The following is an 18875-nucleotide window of genomic DNA, read 5'->3' as shown; positions in this document are numbered from 1 at the left end:
GTCAGGCCCGACACAGCGCGCTTGCCACCCGCTTGAAGTCGACGGCGAGCCGTCTGGTCAGGAAGGTCACGCGGCCACGTCCAGCTGGCCGTTGGTGAAGGACTTCTCCCAGTCGCGGTCGTGCGCGATCGCCCCGTTCTCCGCGAGCCAGTGGGCGTACGGGCCCATCCGGGACGCGTCGATGACACCCCAGCGGCCGTCGGTGTCCGTCCAGGTCGGTGCGATCAGGGCGAGGGAGCGGGCGATGAGCGGGCGCGGGAAGTACGGGATCACACCTTCCAGGAGTTCCAGGGTGGCCTCCTGCTCCTGGGCGGCGGCCGCGTAGCCGCGAGCGGTCACGGCCAGGAAGTCCCGTACCAGGGAAGGCTGTTCGGTGAGCAGGCGCTCGCTCGTGCCTAGCAGATAGCTGTGGTAACGCGGGGCGCCGATCTCGTCCACCGGCCAGGTCACGCGCCGCTCCTCCGGCAGGTCGCCGCGCAGGGCGTCCCAGGACCAGTAGTTGCCGAAGGTCGCGTCGGCCTCGCCCGCCTCGATGTCGTCCACGGTCAGCTCGCGGGCGCCCGCGTCGACGAGGAGCACCGCGTCCGGGTCGCCGCCGTCGGCCGCGACCAGGTGGCGGACCATCGCACGGCCGCGCGGGGTCGGGTTGAGGGCCAGACGGCGGCCCACGAGGTCACGGGGGCGGGTGATGCCGGTGGAGGTCGTGGTCTGGATCGCCTCCAGGCCCCGGTGGTTGACGGCCGCCACCGCGATCAGTGGCTGCGCGTGGGCGGCACGGCGGGCGAGCAGCCGGTTCGGCGGGAAGATGCCGAAGTCCACCTCGCCCCTGGCCAGGTACTCCAGGGTGTCTCCGCGTCCCGGATCCTGGACGGCGAGTTCCACGTCGAGGCCAGCCTCCGCGAACCAGCCACGGGCGCGGGAGACGTACAGACCGGCGGAATTCGGCCAGGGGTGGAAATAGTCGAGCATGACCCGGATGTGCGGCATGGGGGTACTCCGAAGGAGGTGCGCGAGAGCGCGGCGGTGAACGGTGAGAGGGGGTGAGGAGTGTCAGCGACAACAACAGGAGCAGCGCACCGGGGTGTGGGACACCGGTCGCTTCGGCTCGACTGCTGCAGACACGTGAACTCCTACGCGGGACGCCTGGATGGCGTGGTTGGTGCGGTCGGCGTCCCCATGGGGATCGCGTTCGGACGAACGGATCCCAGACGCCCTCTCAGCCCAGCCGGGTAGGGGCTCCCGCGTAGATGGCCGAAACCATAACCGCACGCCCGGGATGCTGTGCAAGCGCGGTCCGGAATATGGGATGACCTTGCTCGACGGGCGAGACGCCCAGCTCACGGGCGTACGATCGGCCGCCATGACCTCCCTGCTGCCCGGCCCCCTGGTCGACGACACCTGGCTCGCCGCCCGCCTCGACGACCCCCGCGTGGTCGTCCTCGACGCCACCGCCCTGCTGCCCTCGCCCGAGCACGACGGCGACTACCGCAGCGCCAGCGGCCGGGCGGCCTGGGCCGAGCGACACCTCCCCGGCTCCCGCCACGCCGACCTGACCGGCGACTTCTCCGACCACGACGCGCCTTACCACTTCGCCGTACCCGCCCCCGAGGCGCTGGCCGCCGCGCTCGCCCGCGTCGGGGTGGGGGAGGGGGACACGGTCGTCGCGTACGACAACGGCGGCGGCATCTGGGCGGCCCGGCTGTGGTGGATGCTGCGGGCGATCTCCGTCCCGGCGGCCGTGCTGGACGGGGGCCTGGCGGCGTGGGAGGCGGCCGGGCACCCGCTCGTCTCCGGTGAGGAAGCCGACGCGGATCCCGCGGTGACTCCGGTCACGCCGGTCCCGCGTCCCGGGATGTGGACGAGCGTGGACGAAGTGGCGGCCATCAGCCGCGGCGAGCGTCCCGGCGCCCTCGTGTGCGCCCTGCCGACCGGCGGCTTCGACGGCACCGCCCCCACCCGCTACAGCCGCCGCGGCCACATCCCCGCCAGCCGCAGCCTCCCGGGCCGTGACCTTCTGGACCCCGCGGGCCGGGTGCTGCCCGCCGCCGAACTCGCCGCCAAGGTCGGCAGCGTGCTGGACGCGGGCGACTCCCCGGTCGTCCTCTACTGCGGCGGCGGCATCTCGGCGGCCGGAGCCGCGCTCGCTCTCACGCTGCTCGGGCGGGACGACGTATCGCTGTACGACGGTTCGCTGGAGGAGTGGTCGAAGGACCCGAAGCTGCCCATGGAACTCTGAACAGGGGTGTGGCGGCGGACATGGGTGTGGGCGGCGACAGTCTCCCTCCCCCGAAGGAGACTGTCGCCGCCGCTTCCCCCGGCGCCGGACAGTGGACCCGGCATCGCCCGTGTGCGGCCTGCGCGTGCTGTCACCAGCACATGACCGCGGTTTCCCCCGAACCCCACGCGGAGTACAGGCGCACACGGACGAAGTAGCGGCGGCCCTTGACGAGTCGGGCCCTGACGGTGGCGTTGTGCGCGCTGCCGCCGTCGTCCTGGCCGGCCAGGTAGCGGGGTTCCCCGTCCCGCTCCTCGAAGACGACCACGACGGTGTCGCTGTCGCCGAAGGTGCCCACGCTGTGCTCGCGGGTCTCCGACGGCTCCACGGTGAAATCCGCCTGCTCGCCCGGGCCGAGCCCGAGCGGAACCGAGCGGAACGGCACCAGCGCGGGCGGCCGCGAAGGCCCGGCCGGCGGGTACCAGCGCAGGACGTACTCCTTGTCGGAGGGCGAGAGCGTACCGGGCGGGTTCAGGCCCGCGCGGAACTGCTCCGGCTCCAGGATCAGCCCTGCCGTGAACGGATACTCCATGATCGACTGCGGGTCCCAGACGGAGCCGTTGACCTCGTCCGGGTCGAGCTTGCGCAGGATGTTGGCAAACGTCCGGTCGCGGGTCCAGAAGTTCGGCGGGCCCGCCAGATCGGCGTAGACGGCCTCGTCGTCCCAGTGGATGCCCGCGAACGGACTCTGGTGCTCGTGGTGCATGCCGAGCGCGTGCCCGATCTCGTGCAGGGCCGTCCCGCGCTCCCCCTGCGCGGTCAGGTCCCACCCGAAGTTCATGGTGCGCTCGTGCAGTCCGACCCGCAGCGCGTCCTTGCCCACGGTCGACCAGGAGCCGTCACCGAGCTGGAACCCGATCCGCAGTTCCGCCTCGGTACGGTCGCCCACCTCGGTGAAACCGACACCGAGCCCCAGGTCCTGCCACTCCTGGAAACAGCCCCGCACCACGTCCCGCTGCTTCTCCGAGCCGACCCACGACACCCGTCGGGTCGCCCCGCTGCCCGGGACGGCGATGACCGAGGCATCGGACTCGCCGTCGAAGAAGTAGTAGTGCAGCACGGTGTTGTTGACCCACATCCGGTTTCCGCCGATGAGCGCGCTCAGCCGCTCGGCGGTCAGCCCCGGGGTGAAGACGGGGGCCGACTGCTGCGCGAGTGAGCAGTAGCGGAAAGCCATGCGCCAAGGGTGCCGTCGCCCGGCCCGGGGCGCCTGAGTCGAGGGCTACTCAAGTCCCTGTGTATCAGGTGTGAGTACTCGCGCTCATGTATGCGTGACGACTTTCGAACGCGACGCGAAGACCCTGGAACTGCCCTGGCCGTTCACCGGCCGGGAGGACGAACTGGAGCTGATCCGCCGCGCCTCGGCCGCGGGTCACCACGGCATCGTGGTGACCGGCCCGGCGGGCTGCGGCAAGACCCGGCTCGTCACGGAGGCCGTCCGCGGCACCGACTGCGCCCGGGTCGCCGGGACGCCCGAGATCCGGCACATCCCCTTCGCCGCGTTCGCCCATCTCCTGCCCGAGACCGTCTCCCTGCACCGCGCGGTCCAACTCCTGTCCACCGTACGGCTGTTGCTGGTCGACGACGCCCATCTGCTCGACGACGCCTCGGCCGCCCTCGTCCACCAGCTCGCCGTGCACGGCCGCACCCGCCTCCTCGTCGTCGCCACGGACGGCGCCTCCGTCCCCGGGGCGATCTCCCGCCTCTGGACCGGCGAACTGCTCCCACGCCTCACCCTGGAGCCCCTGCCCCACGAGGAGACCGCCCAGCTGCTCGCGGCGGGCGCGGGCGGCGGCCTGGAGCCGCTCACCGTCAACCGCCTGCACCGGCTGTGCCGAGGGGATCTGCGGCTGCTGCGCGACCTGCTCAGCGCGGTGCGCGAGGGCGGGCTGCTCGCCCGGGACCCGGACACCGACGAGTGGGCCTGGCGGGGGCCGGTGCCGGTCACGGCGACCGTGCGGGAGCGGACGGCCGGGCTCCTGGAGCGACAGGACCGCGAGACGCTCGAACTCCTCGCGTTCGCCGAGCCGTTGACGCTGGACATGGACCGATTCGACCTGCGCGTCCTTGAGGACCTGGAGGCGCGCGGGCTGGTGCACGTCGACGACCACGGCGCCGTACGCCTCGCCCATCCCCTGCACGGCCCCGTGCTGCGGGCGGCGGCAGGGCGGTTGCGGGCGCGGCGGCTCGCCCGGTCGCCGGAGGAGTGCAAAGCGGCCCTGGAGACCGAGGAGGCCGAGCTGGCGCGGCGGATCGAGCGGGCCGACGTCCGCGTGGCGTGCGCGCCCGTGGGGGAGTGGCTCGTCGCCGAGGGGCGGCCGGTGCCCGCCGCGTACGCGGCCGTCCGGGCGCGGTTCTCCAGGCTGCGGGGGGAACTGCGGGAGGCGGCGGCCTGGACGAGGGAGGGACTGCGGGAGACGGCGGGCGATCCGGCCTGCCGCGCCGAACTCGCCCTGGCCGCCATGCAGTCCGGCGAGATCACCGACCTCGACGCCGACGCCGACCCCCGGGTGCGCGCCTGGCTGGCGGCGGCACGCGGAGACCTCGACACGGCGCTGGGGGCCGTGACGGAGGCCTACGACGCGGTCCGGCTGGGCGCACCCGGAAAGGCGCCCGCTGGCGGGGAGTTCGCGCCGCATGCCGAGCGGGGTGCGCGTGAAGCCGGAGCGGCCCCGGAGCGGGAGGCCATGTCATCGGCGCCGCGCACCGCCGGGCTCGGGCACTCGGGAGAGGCGGCCCTTCGCCGGCACGACGTGTTCACCCTGCACGCCGACGCACTCGCCCGCGGCGACGGGCCCGCGCTCGACCTCGCGGCCGAGCGGCTGGAGGAGCGCGGGTTCCTGCTCTTCGCCGCCGAGGCGTACGCCCAGGCCGTGCACGCCCACCGCGACCCGCGCGCCGCACGCACCTCACGCACCCGCGCGGTCGCCCTGGCCCGCCGTTGCCAAGGCGCCCGCACCCCGGCCCTGTCCGGCCTCGTCCTCGGTGAACTCACCGCGCGCCAACGGCAGATCGTCACCCTCGCCGCCGCCGGACTCAGCAACCGGCAGATCGCGGAGAAGCTGACCCTGTCCATCCGCACCGTCGGCAACCACCTGTACAGCGCGTACGCCCGGCTCGGCGCCAACGACCGGGGCGCGCTGCCGTGGCTCGTGGAACTGCCCGACGCACAGCCGGCCTGAACGGGCCGGCCCATCGACCGGCGGTCTGACCCCCGTGATCGGGGGAGGGGTCAGGCCGCCGCCTCATTCCCGGGGACCCTCAGGCCGCCCCGAACGCCGAGAACGCCCACCCCGTCGCCTGATGCACCGTGTCCCCCGGCAGCGCCGCCCGCGCGTCGCGCAGCGCCTCGGCCAAGGACAACCCGGTCTCCAGGCCCTTGTGCAGCGCGAGCATCAGCGGCACCACCGCGGCGTCGTTGACGGGCGCCGTGCACGCCACCACCCCCGCCGTGCCCAGCGGCAGCAACGCCGTGACCAGACCGAGGAGTTCATCGGCGCCGACCGAGGCGAACCGGGCGGTGTCGCAGCAGGACAGGATGATCCGGTACGGGCTGCGGTCCAGGCGCTCGAAGTCATGGACGATGAGCGGCCCGTCGGCCATCCGCAACGACGAGAACAGCGGACCGTCGGCCCGGAACGTGCCGTGCGCGGCGATGTGCGCGAGCGCGGCCCCGTCGAGCTCCGCCAACACCCGCGGCACGCGCGCGTCGTCGTTCTCCAGCACCGTCGAACCGGCGTAACGGCAGGCGAGTTCGGGCACCTCCGCGCCCCCGGTCGCGAGACCCGGGCCGCGCACCAGCACGTGCCGCCCCCCGGTCGGCGGCTCGGTCTCCCGGGCGCGCAGCCAGCCGCTCGCCGACGGCGACACGCTGAGCACCCGCTCCCGCAGCGACGGCAGCAGCGCCCACGGCACCCGGTGCAGCCTGCCCGGCGGTACGACGACCACCGGACCGGAGCCCAGCTGCGCCGCCGCCGGACCGAGCAGCAGCTCCTCAAGGCGCCGCCCCGCCGCCTCCACCAGCGGAAGCCGCGCCTCCGCCCCGGGGTGGGCGAGCCGCCGCAGCCCCGCCTGCACATACTCGGCCTCGGTCTCCGCGTCGGCCAGCAGCCCGGCCTCGTACCGCCGCACCCGCCCCTGCCCGCACAGCAGCACCTGGACACGTCCGTCGAGGACGGCGAGCTCGACCAGACGTATGTCGTCACCGAGCCGTTCCAGGAGCCTCTCGGGCTCGAACCGGCGGCCCTCACCGGGCGCGTCGCCGCGGATGTGCAGGGTCCGGGAGCGGATCTCCCGTTCCAGGCGCCGCTGTTCACGCTCCAGCGCCGGCACGGGACGCCCCTCCATGCGGGCCTCCTCCGCGCGGGCCGCGATCTCCCGGAACGCCGTCATGTCGCTCAGCAGCTCCGGATCGGACGGGGGCCGGGTGGGCGGCGCGGACAGCGCGGTGGCCCGCCAGCGCTCGCTCCACACCAGCAGCCGCCGCGGGCTGCCCGAGTCGAGGCTCGCCCGCTGGGCCAGCGCGGCGAGTTCGGCGCCCTGCGCGGTGGCCCGGGCCCGCAACTCCGAGGCACCCAGCGTCATCCGGTGGTCGTCGAGCACATCGAGACCGCGCCGGCAGGCCTCCAGGACCCCGCGCCCCGACCCGGCCGCCCGCGCCCGCAGCGCCTGCGCCGCCCAGCCCGTCATCCGCGCCAGCGGCGGACCGCTGCGTCGGCTGCGCGCCGCGACGGCCAAGTGCCGCTCCGCGTCCGCCGTCCAGCCGAGGCCCAGCGCGATCCGGCCCGCGAGCAGCGAGGCCTCCGGAGCCGCCGGCGCCCCGAACGAGGCCAGCCGGTCCGCGACGTCGGCCGCGTCCGCGACCAGCCGGCCCGAGCCGCGCCCGGCGGCGGCCCGCGCCTCGATCAGCACCAGCCGGGCATGCGTCTCCCACCAGGTGCGCCGCTGCGCCGCGAACAGCCGTACCGCCAGCGCCGCCCGCGCGATCGCCGTGTGCGGATCGTCGGCGAGACGGGCGGCCCGGGCCGCGACCAGCAACAGTTCGGCCTTGCGCGTGGACTGCCCACCGTTGCGGTCCAGCAGGCCGATCGCCGCGTCCGCCTCGCCGAGCGCCTCCGGGGCGAGCCCGGCGGCCATCAGGACCTCGCAGCGCCGGATGTAGAGCATGAAGGACGGCGTGCCGAGCTTGGCGTACCGCTCCTCGGCCTCGTCGAGCAGCCGCAGCGCGACCGGGACGTCGCCCGACCGGAACGCGGCAAGGCCCCGGCTCTCCACCACGTCCGCCTTGTCGTGGTCCTGGCCCGTGGTGTCCCACATCTCCTCGGCGGCGGCGAAGTCGGCCTCCGCCCGCTCCACCGAGCCGAGCGCCAGATGTACGGTCGCCCGCAAAGTCAGCGCCCGCGCGGTCCAGATGACGTCGTCCGCCTGCCGCAGCACCGGAACCGCCCGGCGTACGTCCTCCAGTGCCTCCCGATGGTGGCCCAGCACCCAGCAGGCGTACGCCCGCCGGAACAGGACGCGCGCGCGGGTGTGCCCGCTGCCGATCGCGACCCCGCGCTCCAGCGCGTCCAGACCCTGCCGAGTGCGCCCCGCGTGCACCAGTGCGACCCCGAGCGCGGCCAGGACGTCCGCCTCCCGGTCCGCCGATTCCGCGCGCGCCGCCAGATCGCGGGCGCGCCGCAGATGGCGGAGGGCGATCTTCAGGTCGCCCCAGTCCCGCTGCCAGATGCCGATGACCTGATGGGCCACGGAGGCGTGGAGCAGCGAGGGATCGGAGCCGAGCACCTCTTCTGCCCTCGCCAGCGCCTGGTTGGGCGCGGCGAACACCATGGGCAGCAGTTCGAGAACCGAGTCGCTTCCCGCTGTCACTCCACGGATGGTAGTGGCCCGGGTAGCACGCCACACCGGTTTGGCGCTGTATCAATCAACGGCCCCGCGACTCTGACTGACGAACACCGCCCCAGTGGGAGGACACGCCATGGCACCTCAGCGATTCCCGGAGCAGTTCGAACAGATCCAGCGCTCGATGCCCGACGTCCCCCTGGCCATGGGGCCCGACGACGCGGCCGAGTTCATCTACGAGAAGGGTGTCGTCCTCGCCCGGGACGGTGCGGACGCGGCGCTCGTCGAGAACACCGTGCGCACCCACTTCACCGCGGCGACCGGACTGAGCGGCGACCAGGTGCGCCGGGTCAGCCCCGAGACCAACCGCTCCGGGATCACCCGGATCCAGGTCGGCGACCCGGGACACGGCGACCGCCGCGCCGACCGCGCCGTCGCGAACGCCCTGCGCGCCATGCGCGAACCCGAGGGACGCGCCGGACGCCGCCTGGTCAGCCGCAACCACGTCGTGTCGATCGCCGTCAACTCCTGTCCCGGCGACGAGCCGGTGCCCGCCCCGCTCAACGGCGGCACCAACCCGGCCCCGGCAGAGGCCGGTTACACCTCGGACACCGCCGTAGGCGTCCTCGTCATCGACAACGGCCTCACCCACGACTACCCCCTCGTCCCGCTGCTCGCCCACGTCCAGGGCGACCTGCACGGCACCGAGACCGACGAGCACGGCAACCTCAAGCAGTACGTCGGACACGGCACGTTCATCGCGGGCATCCTCGCGGCCGTCGCGCCCAACACGAACATCACGGTGCGCAACACCCTCAACGACGCCGGCGCCATCCTGGAGTCCGACTTCGGCGAGGCGCTCTTCGCCGCCGTCGACCAGAACGGCTGGCCCGACATCATCAGCCTCTCCGCCGGCACCTCCAACGGCAGCGCCGACGGCCTGGTCGGCCTGGACGCCTTCATGCTCGAACTCAAGAAGCAGCGCACCCTGTTGGTCGCCGCCGCGGGCAACAACGCCAGCGCCAGCCCCTTCTGGCCCGCCGCCTACGCCTCCCTGCCCGACTACGCGAGCTCCGTCCTGTCGATCGGCGCCCTGCGCACCGACGGCGACCACGGCGCCTGCTTCAGCAACCACGGCTCCTGGGTCAACGCCTACGCCCCCGGCGAGCGCCTCACCAGCACCTTCACCGGCTTCGACGCACCCGTCCCGTACGTGTACCAGCACTCCACCTACGACGCCTGCCGCTTCAACTTCACCTACCTCTGCACCTGCCAACACCCCCGCCACACCGGCGTGTTGAGCGACGACGGCACCTCCGCCAAGCCGGACCAGGTGATGTTCGACGGCTACGCGCACTGGAGCGGCACCTCCTTCGCCACCCCGGCCGCCGCAGGCCTGGTGGCCGCGCACATGACCGCCAACAAGGAGACCGACCCGCGCGCCGCCCGGCAGCAACTTCTCGCGGCCAACACCGAGTTCGCGGAAGTCCGGGGGGCGCACGTACCGGCGCTCATCCCGCCGACCTGGCGTCAGGGCACGGTCGTACAGCTCTCTCCTGGGGCATGAGGGCCGAACTCGCCCCCTCCACGGCGTACGATGACTTGCCGTACACGAGGGGTGGGGCCGTGGACCGAGCAGATGTCGGCGCGTTGGTCCAGTCCGCCGTCGACGGCGACGCGGCGGCCTGGAAGGCGCTCGTGGAAGGGCTGAGCCCACTGGTGTGGTCCGTCGTGCGCGCGCACCGGCTCTCCGACGCCGACGCGCACGAGGTGTACCAGACGGTGTGGTTCCGCTTCGCCCAGCATCTCGGGCGGATCCGCGAACCCCAGAAGGCCGGTTCATGGCTGGCGAGCACCGCGCGGCACGAGTGCCTGAAGGTGCTCAAGAGCTTAAGGCGGCTGACACCCACGGACGATCCGCAGCTCCTGGACCGGATCAGCGAGGACCGTACGCCCGAGCAGTCGCTCCTCGACTCCGAGGACGCGGCCGTGGAGAGCGAGCGGATCCGGCACCTGTGGCAGGAGTTCGAGGAACTCGGCGACCGCTGCCGGCAGTTGCTGCGCATCCTGATGGCCTCGCCACCGCCCAGCTACCAGGAGGTGTCCTCGGCCCTGGGCATCGCGGTGGGCAGCATCGGACCCCTGCGGCAGCGCTGTCTGCGCCGGCTGCGGGCACGCATGGAAGCAAGGGGAGCGGTGTGAGCGGCATGAACGACGACGAGTTCGCCGAGGACGGCTACGAGGACGAGGGCTTCGACCTCGGCCCGCTGGAGGAGGAACTCCGCCGGGCCGCCGCCATCCTCGACCCGGTACCGGCCGAGCTGCGGCAGATCGCCGTGGCGGCCTACGCGCTGCACGACCTCGACGCCCGGATCGCCGAGCTGACCTTCGACTCGGTGGTCGACGCCATCCCGGTACGGGGCGCCACCGACGTACCCCGGATGCTGACCTTCCGCGCGGGCGAGGTCACCGTCGACGTCGAGGTCACCGGGGACGGCCTGATGGGGCAGGTGCTGCCGCCCCAGCAGGCCCTGATCGAGGTGCTCACCGGCCCGCAGTCGGGCGCCCCGCTGGTGGCCGACGACATGGGCCGCTTCACCGGCGACGCCCCGCCCGTCGGCCCCTTCGCGCTGCGGCTGCGCACGGGCGGGGAGGTCGTGGTCACGGAGTGGCTGCGGGTCTGAGGCCCACGCGGGTGTGAGGCGCTTCGAGAGGCCCGCCTACCAGGCCACGGGGAGCGTCTGAGGCCCACGGATCATCGTCCTGCGGCGCCAGACGACCTCGTCGGCCGGGACGGCGAGCCGCAGGCCGGGCAGCCGGTCGAGCAGGGTGTCGATCAGCAGTTCGGTCTGGAGCCGGGCCAGGACCGCGCCGGTGCAGTAGTGCGGGCCGTTGCCGAAGGACAGATGCGGGTTGGGCTCGCGGTCGGGGTCGATCCGCTCGGGGTCCGGGAAGACGTCCGGGTCGCGGTTGGCGGCGAGGTAGGAGACGTACACGGGGTCGCCCGCGGCGATGCGCACCCCGTGCAGGTCGACGTCCTCCAGGGCGATCCGGGCCAGGCCGACGGAGCTGCGGTGCGGGATGTAGCGGAGCAGCTCGTCGAGGACGGCGCCGCGGGCCTCGGGCCGCTCCCGTGTCCGCCGCATCAACTCCGGGCGGGTGAGCAGGAGATACAGCATCTGCCCGCAGTTGTGGGTGACGGCCTCGCCGCCGATCTGGAGCGGCCCGGCGAGCCCGACGGCCTCCGCCTCGCTGATCTCGCCACGGGCGACGGCGGCCCCGAGCAGGGAGTACACATCGTCGCCGGTGCTCTCGGCACGCGCGCGGACGGTCTCCGTGATCCACCCGTACATGCCGTTCTTGGCCCGCTCGGCGGCCTCGGCGCCCCCGGACGTGGAGATGATCTGCCGGGTCCAGGAGTGCACCTGCGCGCGCATGTCGTCGGGCACCCCCATCACCTCGCTCACCACAGCGATCGGGAACGGTTCGAGGACATGCTCGACGAGATCGGCGGGCGGCCCCTGCCGCAGCAGGTCCGCCATCAGCCCGTCCAGCGTCTCCTGGGCCCGGGGCCGCAGCCGCTTCATCCGCCCCACCGTGAACGCCCCCGCGACCGGCTTGCGCAGCCGGTTGTGGTCGGGCTGGTCGGCGAAGGCGAGCGAGCCGGGACGCGGCTTGAAGTGCGGTGCCATCCTGGTCACTTGACGACGCGTCACTTCGGCCCGCCCGAACCGCGGATCGTTGGTGACGGCCCTGACGTCCTCGTACCGGGTGGCCAGCCACGCCCACCCCTCGCCGAACGGCAGCCGGATCCGGGTGAGCGGTCCCTCCCGCATCAGATCGGCGAGGATCGGGTCGAACTCGGTGCCGTCGAGCTCAAGCGTGGGCCAGTCCCGTACCTCGGGCAGGTCCTGGCCGGTCAGCGTGCTGGTCTCCTCGGTCATGCGTCCACCCTCACCGGCCCGGTGCCGCGCTGTCGCGCGGGAGTGCTCCAGCCGGAGGTCAGGGGGTGACGGCGTCGACGAGGGCGGCGAGCGCGGAGCCCAGCCGGCCGAGCCCGGGTCCGGCGGGCCCGCCGGGCTCGGTCATGTAGGTGTCCCGCCGGATCTCGATCATGAGGGCGGAGATACGCGGATCCCGCCCGTGGAACTCCAGTGGTACGTACGTCCCGCTGAACGGGCTGTCCAGTCCGATCTCCCCACATCGGGAGAACGCCTCCCGGGCCGCTTCGAGCAGCTCAGGAGGCGTGTGGAAGGAGTCGGTGCCGAGACAGACGGGCGGCCGGGGACCCGTGCCGTGCAGCTCGTACGGGAGCGCCTCGCTGGGATAGGAGTGCACGTCGATGATCACCGCGCGCCCGGTGGCGGCGAGCCGATCGGCCACGGCCTCGGTCATGGCCCGGGCGTACGGCCGGAAGTACCGCTCGATCAACGGCTCGGGATCGAAGCCCTCGGGCCGGAGCACCGCACGCCGGGTCGTCCGCGTGTACACGGCCCCCATCCCCACGGCCAGCATCTCCTCCCGCTCGTCCGGGAACCGCTCCGGATCGACGACCAGCCGCGAGAGCCGGTTGACGAACCGCCAGGGCGCGGTGCCGGCCGCCTGTGTGGCCGCGTCGGCCAGCTCCGCCGTGTGCGCGTCGACGATGTGGTCCAGCTCCCGCTCCAGCGCGGAGTCGTCCAGCATGATCCCCGCCCGCACCTCGGCCGGTATCTCCCGCGCCGAGTGCGGGACATGGAGGACGACCGGAGATTCCGCCGCGCCGGGCAGCAGCTCGAAGGACGGTTCGGCGGCGGTCACGCGGCTGCTCCCGGGGCGTTGTCAGTGGGGTGGGGCATGATCACAGCATGGACCACGGGGCCGTCAGGGCCGTACCAGGGGCACCGTGCGGGACGGGTCGCGCGGGGGCGGCGCGGTCGTGCACTGGACGCGTACATCCAGGAGGGAGTGGCGGAAGTCGTAGGTGGGGGCCGTGTCGACGAGGAGGTCGTAGGTGACCGTCGTACCGGCGCCGAGGCGGCCGGGGCCGATGTGCAGCTCGGTGCCGCGCATCCGGGTCGGCGGGGCCTGGGCGTCGTCGGGGAGGGACTCGGTGCGCAGCAGCTCGGCGTACGGCACGGCGAACCGGACGCGGAAGGGCTCGCCGCGGTCGAAGGCGCTGCTGGCGATGTCCCGTCTGCCGGGGTTCGCCAGCACCACCGTGACCAGATGCGGGTCGGTGAGGGGAGTGCCGTTGCGGCTGATCTCCAGGCTGCCGCCGATGGCTCCCCGCACCAACGGGGTGTGGCTGACCGTGCAGATGAGCCGGCGCCGGGGGTGTGCCACCCGGAACGCGGCCCAGATCGTGCCGCTCCCCAGGACCGCGGCGACGGGCACCCCGACGGCGGTCCAGAAGGTCTCCGTCGCGTAGAACGCGCCCGACGCGACGGCCTGGGCGGATAAGAAGTGGTACACGGGCAACCCCCCTGGCCGGTCCGTTCAGTGGCGGTGCGGGCGGCCCTCGGCGGCCGCCGCGAGGAACGCGCGCCACCTGAGTGGCGAGAAGACCAGGGCCGGCCGGACGGTGTCCTTGGAGTCCCGGACCGCGACCACCCCCTCGACGACGGCGATCTCGACACATGCCCCGTTGTTGTTGCTGTGGCTGCTGCGACGCCACGCGGCGCCGTCGAGGCCGGCCCGCGACGGACGCCGGCCGTCGTGCGTGTTCATGAGTCCTGCATCTCCCTGGTGAGCTGTTCCAGCAGGGCGTGCGCCTCCTGAGGGTCAGGAGCCGCCGCCCGCAGCAGATCGAAGGTCTGGACGAAGGTGCGGACGTCGCGCTCCTTCTCCAGGTAGACATTGCCTGCGGCGGATTCGACGTAGACGACCGTGGACGCCTGGGGCGGGAACTCCAGCAGGGAGAAGGGGCCCGCCATGGCCACGTGGGCGCCCTTGGCCGTCGGCATGATCTGGAGCGTGACGTTCGGCATGGTCACCGCCTCGGTGAGGTACCGGAGTTGGGCCGCCATCACCTCCCGGCCGCCGACCGGCCGGCGCAGCGCGATCTCCTCCAGCACCACCCACAGCTCCAGCGGATCGGGCTGCCGGGTGAGCAGGGTCTGGCGCTCCTTGCGGAAGCGCACCAACTGGTCCGTCTCATGGGGCTGGTTGTTCCACGCGGTGGCGAGCACCGCGCGGGCGTAGTCCTCGGTCTGGAGCAGACCCGGCACCACCGTCGACTCGTACTGGCGCAGGACGCGGGCGTCGGTCTCCAGGCCCGCGTAGGTGGCCATGCCCGAGGGGAGCACATCACCGTAGTGGGCCCACCAGCCCTGCTGCTGGGCGTCCTTGTGGATCTGCATGACGGTCTCGATGCGCAGCGGATCGCTGACGCCGTACCACTCCAGCAGGTCCCGCACATCACGGGCCTTGATCGGGGCCTGGCCCGTCTCCACACGGCTGATCTTCGACATGGAGCACTCCAGATGGGTCGCGGCGTCCTCGATCCGCTTGCCCGCCTGCTCCCGGAGCCGCCGCAGCTCGGCCCCGAGCTGACGCCGTCGTACCGTGGGCCCCCCGGCCGTGGCCATCGCCTCACCCCTCGCATGTGATGGTGTGGAGCCTTGCCTGACGCAAGTGTGCCACGCCCCCAACACGCTTGTAACCGGGAAGAGTTGATTCAAGACATGTGGCTCACGCAATTGCGTGGCGGAAGTCGCTCGGTCGTCCTGACCCCGGAAAGCCGACCGCCCCGGCCGGGAGGACCCGGCCGGGGCGGCGTCGTGCGGAGTGCCCGCGTCAGCTCAGCGACGCCAGCGCGTCGTTCCACGTGGCGGACGGGCGCATGACCTTCGCGGCCTTGGCCGGGTCGGGCTGGTAGTAGCCGCCGATGTCGGCCGGCTCGCCCTGGACGGCGAGCAGCTCGTCGACGATCTTCTGCTCGTTCGAGGCGAGGGTCTCGGCGAGCGGCGCGAAGGCCTTCGCGAGGTCCGCGTCCTCGGTCTGGGCGGCCAGCTCCTGGGCCCAGTACAGGGACAGGTAGAAGTGGCTGCCGCGGTTGTCGATGCCGCCGACGCGACGGGTCGGGGACTTGTCCTCGTTGAGGAAGGTCGCCGTGGCGCGGTCGAGGGTGTCGGCCAGGACCTTGGCCTTCGGGTTGTCGGTGGCCGTCGCGTACTGCTCCAGGGACGGGACCAGCGCGAAGAACTCACCGAGGGAGTCCCAGCGCAGGTAGTTCTCCTTGACCAGCTGCTGGACGTGCTTCGGGGCGGAGCCGCCGGCGCCCGTCTCGAAGAGGCCGCCGCCCGCCATCAGCGGGACGACCGACAGCATCTTGGCGCTGGTGCCCAGCTCCAGGATGGGGAAGAGGTCGGTGAGGTAGTCACGCAGGACGTTGCCGGTGACCGAGATGGTGTTCTCGCCGCGGCGGATGCGCTCCACCGACAGCTTCGTCGCCTCGACCGGAGCCAGGATGCGGATGTCCAGGCCCTCGGTGTCGTGCTCCGGCAGGTACGCGTTGACCTTGGCGATCAGGTTGGCGTCGTGCGCGCGGGTCTCGTCCAGCCAGAACACGGCCGGGTCGCCGGTGGCGCGGGCGCGGGTGACGGCGAGCTTCACCCAGTCCTTGATCGGCGCGTCCTTGGTCTGGCAGGCGCGGAAGATGTCACCCTCGGCGACCGGCTGCTCGATGAGGACGTTGCCGGACTGGTCGACCAGACGGACCGTACCGGCCGCCTTGATCTCGAAGGTCTTGTCGTGGGAGCCGTACTCCTCGGCCTTCTGCGCCATGAGGCCGACGTTCGGGACCGAGCCCATGGTCGAGGGGTCGTAGGCGCCGTTGGCACGGCAGTCGTCGATCGCGACCTGGTAGACACCGGCGTACGAGGAGTCCGGCAGCACCGCGAGGGTGTCGGCCTCCTGGCCGTCCGGGCCCCACATGTGGCCGGAGGTGCGGATCATGGCCGGCATCGAGGCGTCGACGATGACGTCGGACGGCACGTGCAGGTTGGTGATGCCCTTGTCGGAGTCGACCATCGCCAGCTCCGGGCCCTCGGCGAGCTCGGCGTCGAAGGAGGCCTTGATCGCGTCACCCTCGGGCAGGGCGTCGAGGCCCTTGAGGATGCCGCCCAGACCGTCGTTCGGGGAGAGACCGGCGGCGGCGAGCGTGGCGCCGTACTGCTCGAAGGTCTTCGGGAAGAACGCGCGGACCACGTGACCGAAGATGATCGGGTCGGAGACCTTCATCATCGTGGCCTTGAGGTGCACGGAGAACAGCACGCCCTGGGCCTTGGCCTCGGCGATCTGCGCGGTGAGGAACTCGCGCAGCGCGGCCACGTGCAGCACGGACGCGTCGACGACCTCGTCCTTGAGGACCGGTACGGACTCACGCAGGACCGTGGTGGTGCCGTCCTCGGCGACCAGCTCGATCTTGAGCGCGCCGGCCTCGGAGATCACGACGGACTTCTCGGTGGAACGGAAGTCGTTCTGCCCCATGGTCGCCACGTTGGTCTTCGAGTCCGAGGACCAGGCGCCCATGCGGTGCGGGTGGGTCTTGGCGTAGTTCTTGACCGAGGCGGGGGCGCGGCGGTCGGAGTTGCCCTCGCGCAGGACCGGGTTCACGGCCGAGCCCTTGACCTTGTCGTAGCGGGCCTGGATGTCCCGCTCCTCGTCGGTCTTCGGGTCGTCGGGGTACGCCGGCAGCGCGTAGCCCTGCGCCTGGAGCTCGGCGACCGCGGCCTTGAGCTGCGGGATCGACGCCGAGATGTTCGGCAGCTTGATGATGTTGGCCTCGGGCGTCTTCGCCAGCTCGCCCAGCTCGTGCAGGGCGTCCGGGATGCGCTGGTCCTCGGTCAGGTACTCCGGGAACACCGCGATGATGCGGCCGGCCAGCGAGATGTCCCGCGTCTCCACGGCGACACCCGCCTGCGAGGCGTACGCCTGGACCACCGGCAGGAAGGAATACGTCGCCAGGGCCGGGGCCTCGTCAGTGTGCGTATAGATGATGGTCGAGTCAGTCACCGGGTGCTCCGCTCCACGTCTTCCGCGTCTGCAACATTGCTCGACATCAAGATATCTCGTGATCGAGCGGGCCTCGACAGGGGTCCGCGTCCGTTGTTCGAAAACCTGTGCATCCGCTCGGCCAACCCGAGCGGGCGATCTTGTGGTCATGGAGGTTGATCGCACCTCTTCCGACGGCCGGCCCCGACCAGCCGGCCGCCCGAACGAAAGCAGACCATGAGATATCGCACCAGAGTGACGGCCCCTGCCGCCCTGCTCGGCACCGCGGCGGCGCTGAGCGTCCCGGCCCAGGCGCAGGCGGCCCCCGCGACCGGCACCCCCGGCGCGGAGACCCTCGGTGACCTTGTCTACCCGGGCCTGGGCAATGACGGCTACCGCGTCTCGGCGTACCACCTCGACCTCGCGTACGACGCCACGACCCGGCTGGTGGACGCGACGGCCACCCTGCGGATCACCACCACCCAGGACCTGACCCGCCTCTCGCTGGACGCCCTGGGCCTCGACATACGCACCGTCACCGTGTCCGGCCGCGCGGCTGCTTTCGAGCAGGTGGACGAAAAGCTGCGGATCACACCCGCCCGGTGCCTCCCGGCCGGGCGGACGGCCGTTGTCACGGTGGCCTATACGGCGGACCCGCGCCGCGCTCTCGCCCACACCGCCTGGGTCCCCACCCCGGACGGCTTCGCGGTGTGCCCCCAGCCGAACTCGGCGCACACCGTCTTCCCCTGCAACGACCACCCCTCGGACAAGGCGGACCTCACCGTCCGCATCACCGTCCCGGCGGGACTCAAGGGCGTCGCGAGCGGCACCCTGCTCGGCACCGAGGACCTCGGCGACGGCCGCACCGCGTACACGTACCGCTCCCGTGAGCCGATCGCCACCGAGCTCGTGCAGATCACGGTCGGCGACTATGTGATCAAGGACCGGCAGGGCCCGCACGGACTCCCGCTCCGGGACGTCGTACCGACCGCCCGGGCCACCGCCCTGGAACCCGCGCTCGCCCTCACCCCGAACCTGGTGAGCTGGATCGAGGCGCGGCTCGGGGCCTACCCGTTCGAGACGTACGGCCTGCTGCCCTGCAACAACGACGCCTCGAACGCCTTCGACTTCACGGGCCTGGAGACCCAGACCCTGACCCTGTACAAGCCGAACTATCTCCTCCAGGAGGAGGCGAGGATCGGCTCGCACATGATGCACGAGCTGGTCCACTCCTGGTTCGGCAACAGCGTCAGCCCCGCTTCCTGGTCCGATCTGTGGCTCAACGAGGGCCACGCCGACTTCTACGGCCTGCTGTACCGCTACGAGCGCGGCTGGCCCGACTCCCTCGGCTACACCACGTTCGAGGCCCGGATGAAGTACACGTACGGCCTCGGCGACCAGTGGCGCAAAACGTCGGGGCCGGTCGCGGCGCCGAACGAGGTCAACCTCTTCGACTCCCAGCGCTACACCGGCGGCGTCCTCGTCCTGTACGCGCTGCGGCAGCAGATCGGCGAGGCGGCCTTCGACGCCGTCGAGCGCACCTTCCTGGAGCGCTTCCGCAACGCGTCGGCGTCGACGGCCGACTACATCGCCGTCGCCTCGGAGGTCTCCGGCGCCGACCAGTCCGGTTTCCTGGGGGACTGGCTCTACGGCACGAAGACCCCGCGCATGCCCGGGCACCCCGACTGGACGGTCACGCCGGTGAGTCCGTCCCTGCGGCAGCCGGAGAGTCGTACGGAGGCGCGGCCGCACGACAACTCCGCGACGCTCTGAGCGGCTTGTA

General features: G+C 72.4%; 15 protein-coding genes. 6 read left to right on the top strand and 9 right to left on the bottom strand.

All coding sequences use genetic code 11. The features are described from left to right. Positions 1-66: 66 nt before the first annotated feature. Positions 67-987: an ABC transporter substrate-binding protein gene (locus ABZ928_RS06315; RefSeq protein WP_361515345.1), complete on the bottom strand. Its 921-nt coding sequence runs from the start codon at positions 985-987 to the stop codon at positions 67-69. A 373-nt stretch (positions 988-1360) separates the two neighbouring features. Here ABZ928_RS06315 and ABZ928_RS06310 point away from each other — a divergent pair, with 373 nt between their 5' ends. Further along, on the top strand, positions 1361-2236 hold the full coding sequence (locus tag ABZ928_RS06310; RefSeq protein ID WP_361515344.1) for a rhodanese-like domain-containing protein: 876 nt from the start codon (positions 1361-1363) through the stop codon (positions 2234-2236). 130 nt (positions 2237-2366) lie between these two features. On the opposite strand, the gene ABZ928_RS06305 is transcribed toward ABZ928_RS06310, so the two are convergent. Beyond that, positions 2367-3452: a M12 family metallopeptidase gene (locus tag ABZ928_RS06305; protein ID WP_361515343.1), complete on the bottom strand. Its 1086-nt coding sequence runs from the start codon at positions 3450-3452 to the stop codon at positions 2367-2369. Between the two features lie 94 nt (positions 3453-3546). Here ABZ928_RS06305 and ABZ928_RS06300 point away from each other — a divergent pair, with 94 nt between their 5' ends. Next, the gene (locus tag ABZ928_RS06300; protein WP_361515342.1) at positions 3547-5457 is read left to right on the top strand and encodes a LuxR C-terminal-related transcriptional regulator; all 1911 of its coding nucleotides are present in this window, start codon (positions 3547-3549) and stop codon (positions 5455-5457) included. A gap of 79 nt (positions 5458-5536) precedes the next feature. Here the strand turns inward: ABZ928_RS06300 and ABZ928_RS06295 are convergent, their stop codons facing one another. Then, positions 5537-8104 (bottom strand): CHAT domain-containing tetratricopeptide repeat protein, encoded by a 2568-nt coding sequence (locus ABZ928_RS06295; RefSeq protein ID WP_361516140.1) that lies wholly within the window; start codon positions 8102-8104, stop codon positions 5537-5539. Between the two features lie 148 nt (positions 8105-8252). Here ABZ928_RS06295 and ABZ928_RS06290 point away from each other — a divergent pair, with 148 nt between their 5' ends. The 3 genes from ABZ928_RS06290 to ABZ928_RS06280 are packed head-to-tail and all read left to right on the top strand — an operon-like array spanning position 8253 to position 10800. After that, entirely contained in the window at positions 8253-9683 is a 1431-nt protein-coding gene (locus ABZ928_RS06290) for a S8/S53 family peptidase (protein WP_361515341.1), read from the top strand. Positions 9684-9742: 59 nt separating this feature from the next. Further along, positions 9743-10318 (top strand): sigma-70 family RNA polymerase sigma factor, encoded by a 576-nt coding sequence (locus ABZ928_RS06285; RefSeq protein ID WP_361515340.1) that lies wholly within the window; start codon positions 9743-9745, stop codon positions 10316-10318. 5 nt (positions 10319-10323) lie between these two features. Continuing rightward, complete coding sequence (locus tag ABZ928_RS06280; protein ID WP_361516138.1) at positions 10324-10800, top strand: hypothetical protein; 477 nt, start codon at positions 10324-10326, stop codon at positions 10798-10800. A 36-nt stretch (positions 10801-10836) separates the two neighbouring features. On the opposite strand, the gene ABZ928_RS06275 is transcribed toward ABZ928_RS06280, so the two are convergent. From ABZ928_RS06275 to ABZ928_RS06250, 6 genes are all read right to left on the bottom strand, one after another. Then, a complete protein-coding gene (locus ABZ928_RS06275) occupies positions 10837-12060 on the bottom strand; it encodes a cytochrome P450 (RefSeq protein ID WP_361515339.1) in 1224 nt (407 codons plus the stop codon). Between the two features lie 58 nt (positions 12061-12118). Beyond that, positions 12119-12916 carry an N-formylglutamate amidohydrolase gene (locus ABZ928_RS06270; protein ID WP_361515338.1) on the bottom strand — a complete coding sequence of 266 codons (798 nt, stop codon included), beginning with the start codon at positions 12914-12916 and terminating at the stop codon, positions 12119-12121. Positions 12917-12979: 63 nt separating this feature from the next. Then, positions 12980-13570 carry a hypothetical protein gene (locus tag ABZ928_RS06265; RefSeq protein ID WP_361515337.1) on the bottom strand — a complete coding sequence of 197 codons (591 nt, stop codon included), beginning with the start codon at positions 13568-13570 and terminating at the stop codon, positions 12980-12982. 24 nt (positions 13571-13594) lie between these two features. Continuing rightward, entirely contained in the window at positions 13595-13825 is a 231-nt protein-coding gene (locus ABZ928_RS06260) for a DUF397 domain-containing protein (RefSeq protein ID WP_361515336.1), read from the bottom strand. Further along, positions 13822-14685: a helix-turn-helix transcriptional regulator gene (locus ABZ928_RS06255; RefSeq protein WP_361515335.1), complete on the bottom strand. Its 864-nt coding sequence runs from the start codon at positions 14683-14685 to the stop codon at positions 13822-13824. Before ABZ928_RS06255 ends, ABZ928_RS06260 begins: the two co-directional genes overlap by 4 nt. Positions 14686-14893: 208 nt before the next feature. Further along, positions 14894-17113, bottom strand: a complete 2220-nt coding sequence (locus tag ABZ928_RS06250) for an NADP-dependent isocitrate dehydrogenase (protein ID WP_361515334.1) — start codon at positions 17111-17113, stop codon at positions 14894-14896. A gap of 216 nt (positions 17114-17329) precedes the next feature. Here ABZ928_RS06250 and ABZ928_RS06245 point away from each other — a divergent pair, with 216 nt between their 5' ends. Next, positions 17330-18865 carry a M1 family metallopeptidase gene (locus ABZ928_RS06245; RefSeq protein ID WP_361515333.1) on the top strand — a complete coding sequence of 512 codons (1536 nt, stop codon included), beginning with the start codon at positions 17330-17332 and terminating at the stop codon, positions 18863-18865. Positions 18866-18875: the final 10 nt, after the last annotated feature.

The organism is Streptomyces sp. NPDC046909 (assembly GCF_040644695.1).
Lineage (GTDB): Bacteria > Actinomycetota > Actinomycetes > Streptomycetales > Streptomycetaceae > Streptomyces.
The sequence above is the reverse complement of the archived record's forward strand: the minus strand, read 5'-3'. Positions and strand labels throughout refer to the sequence as shown.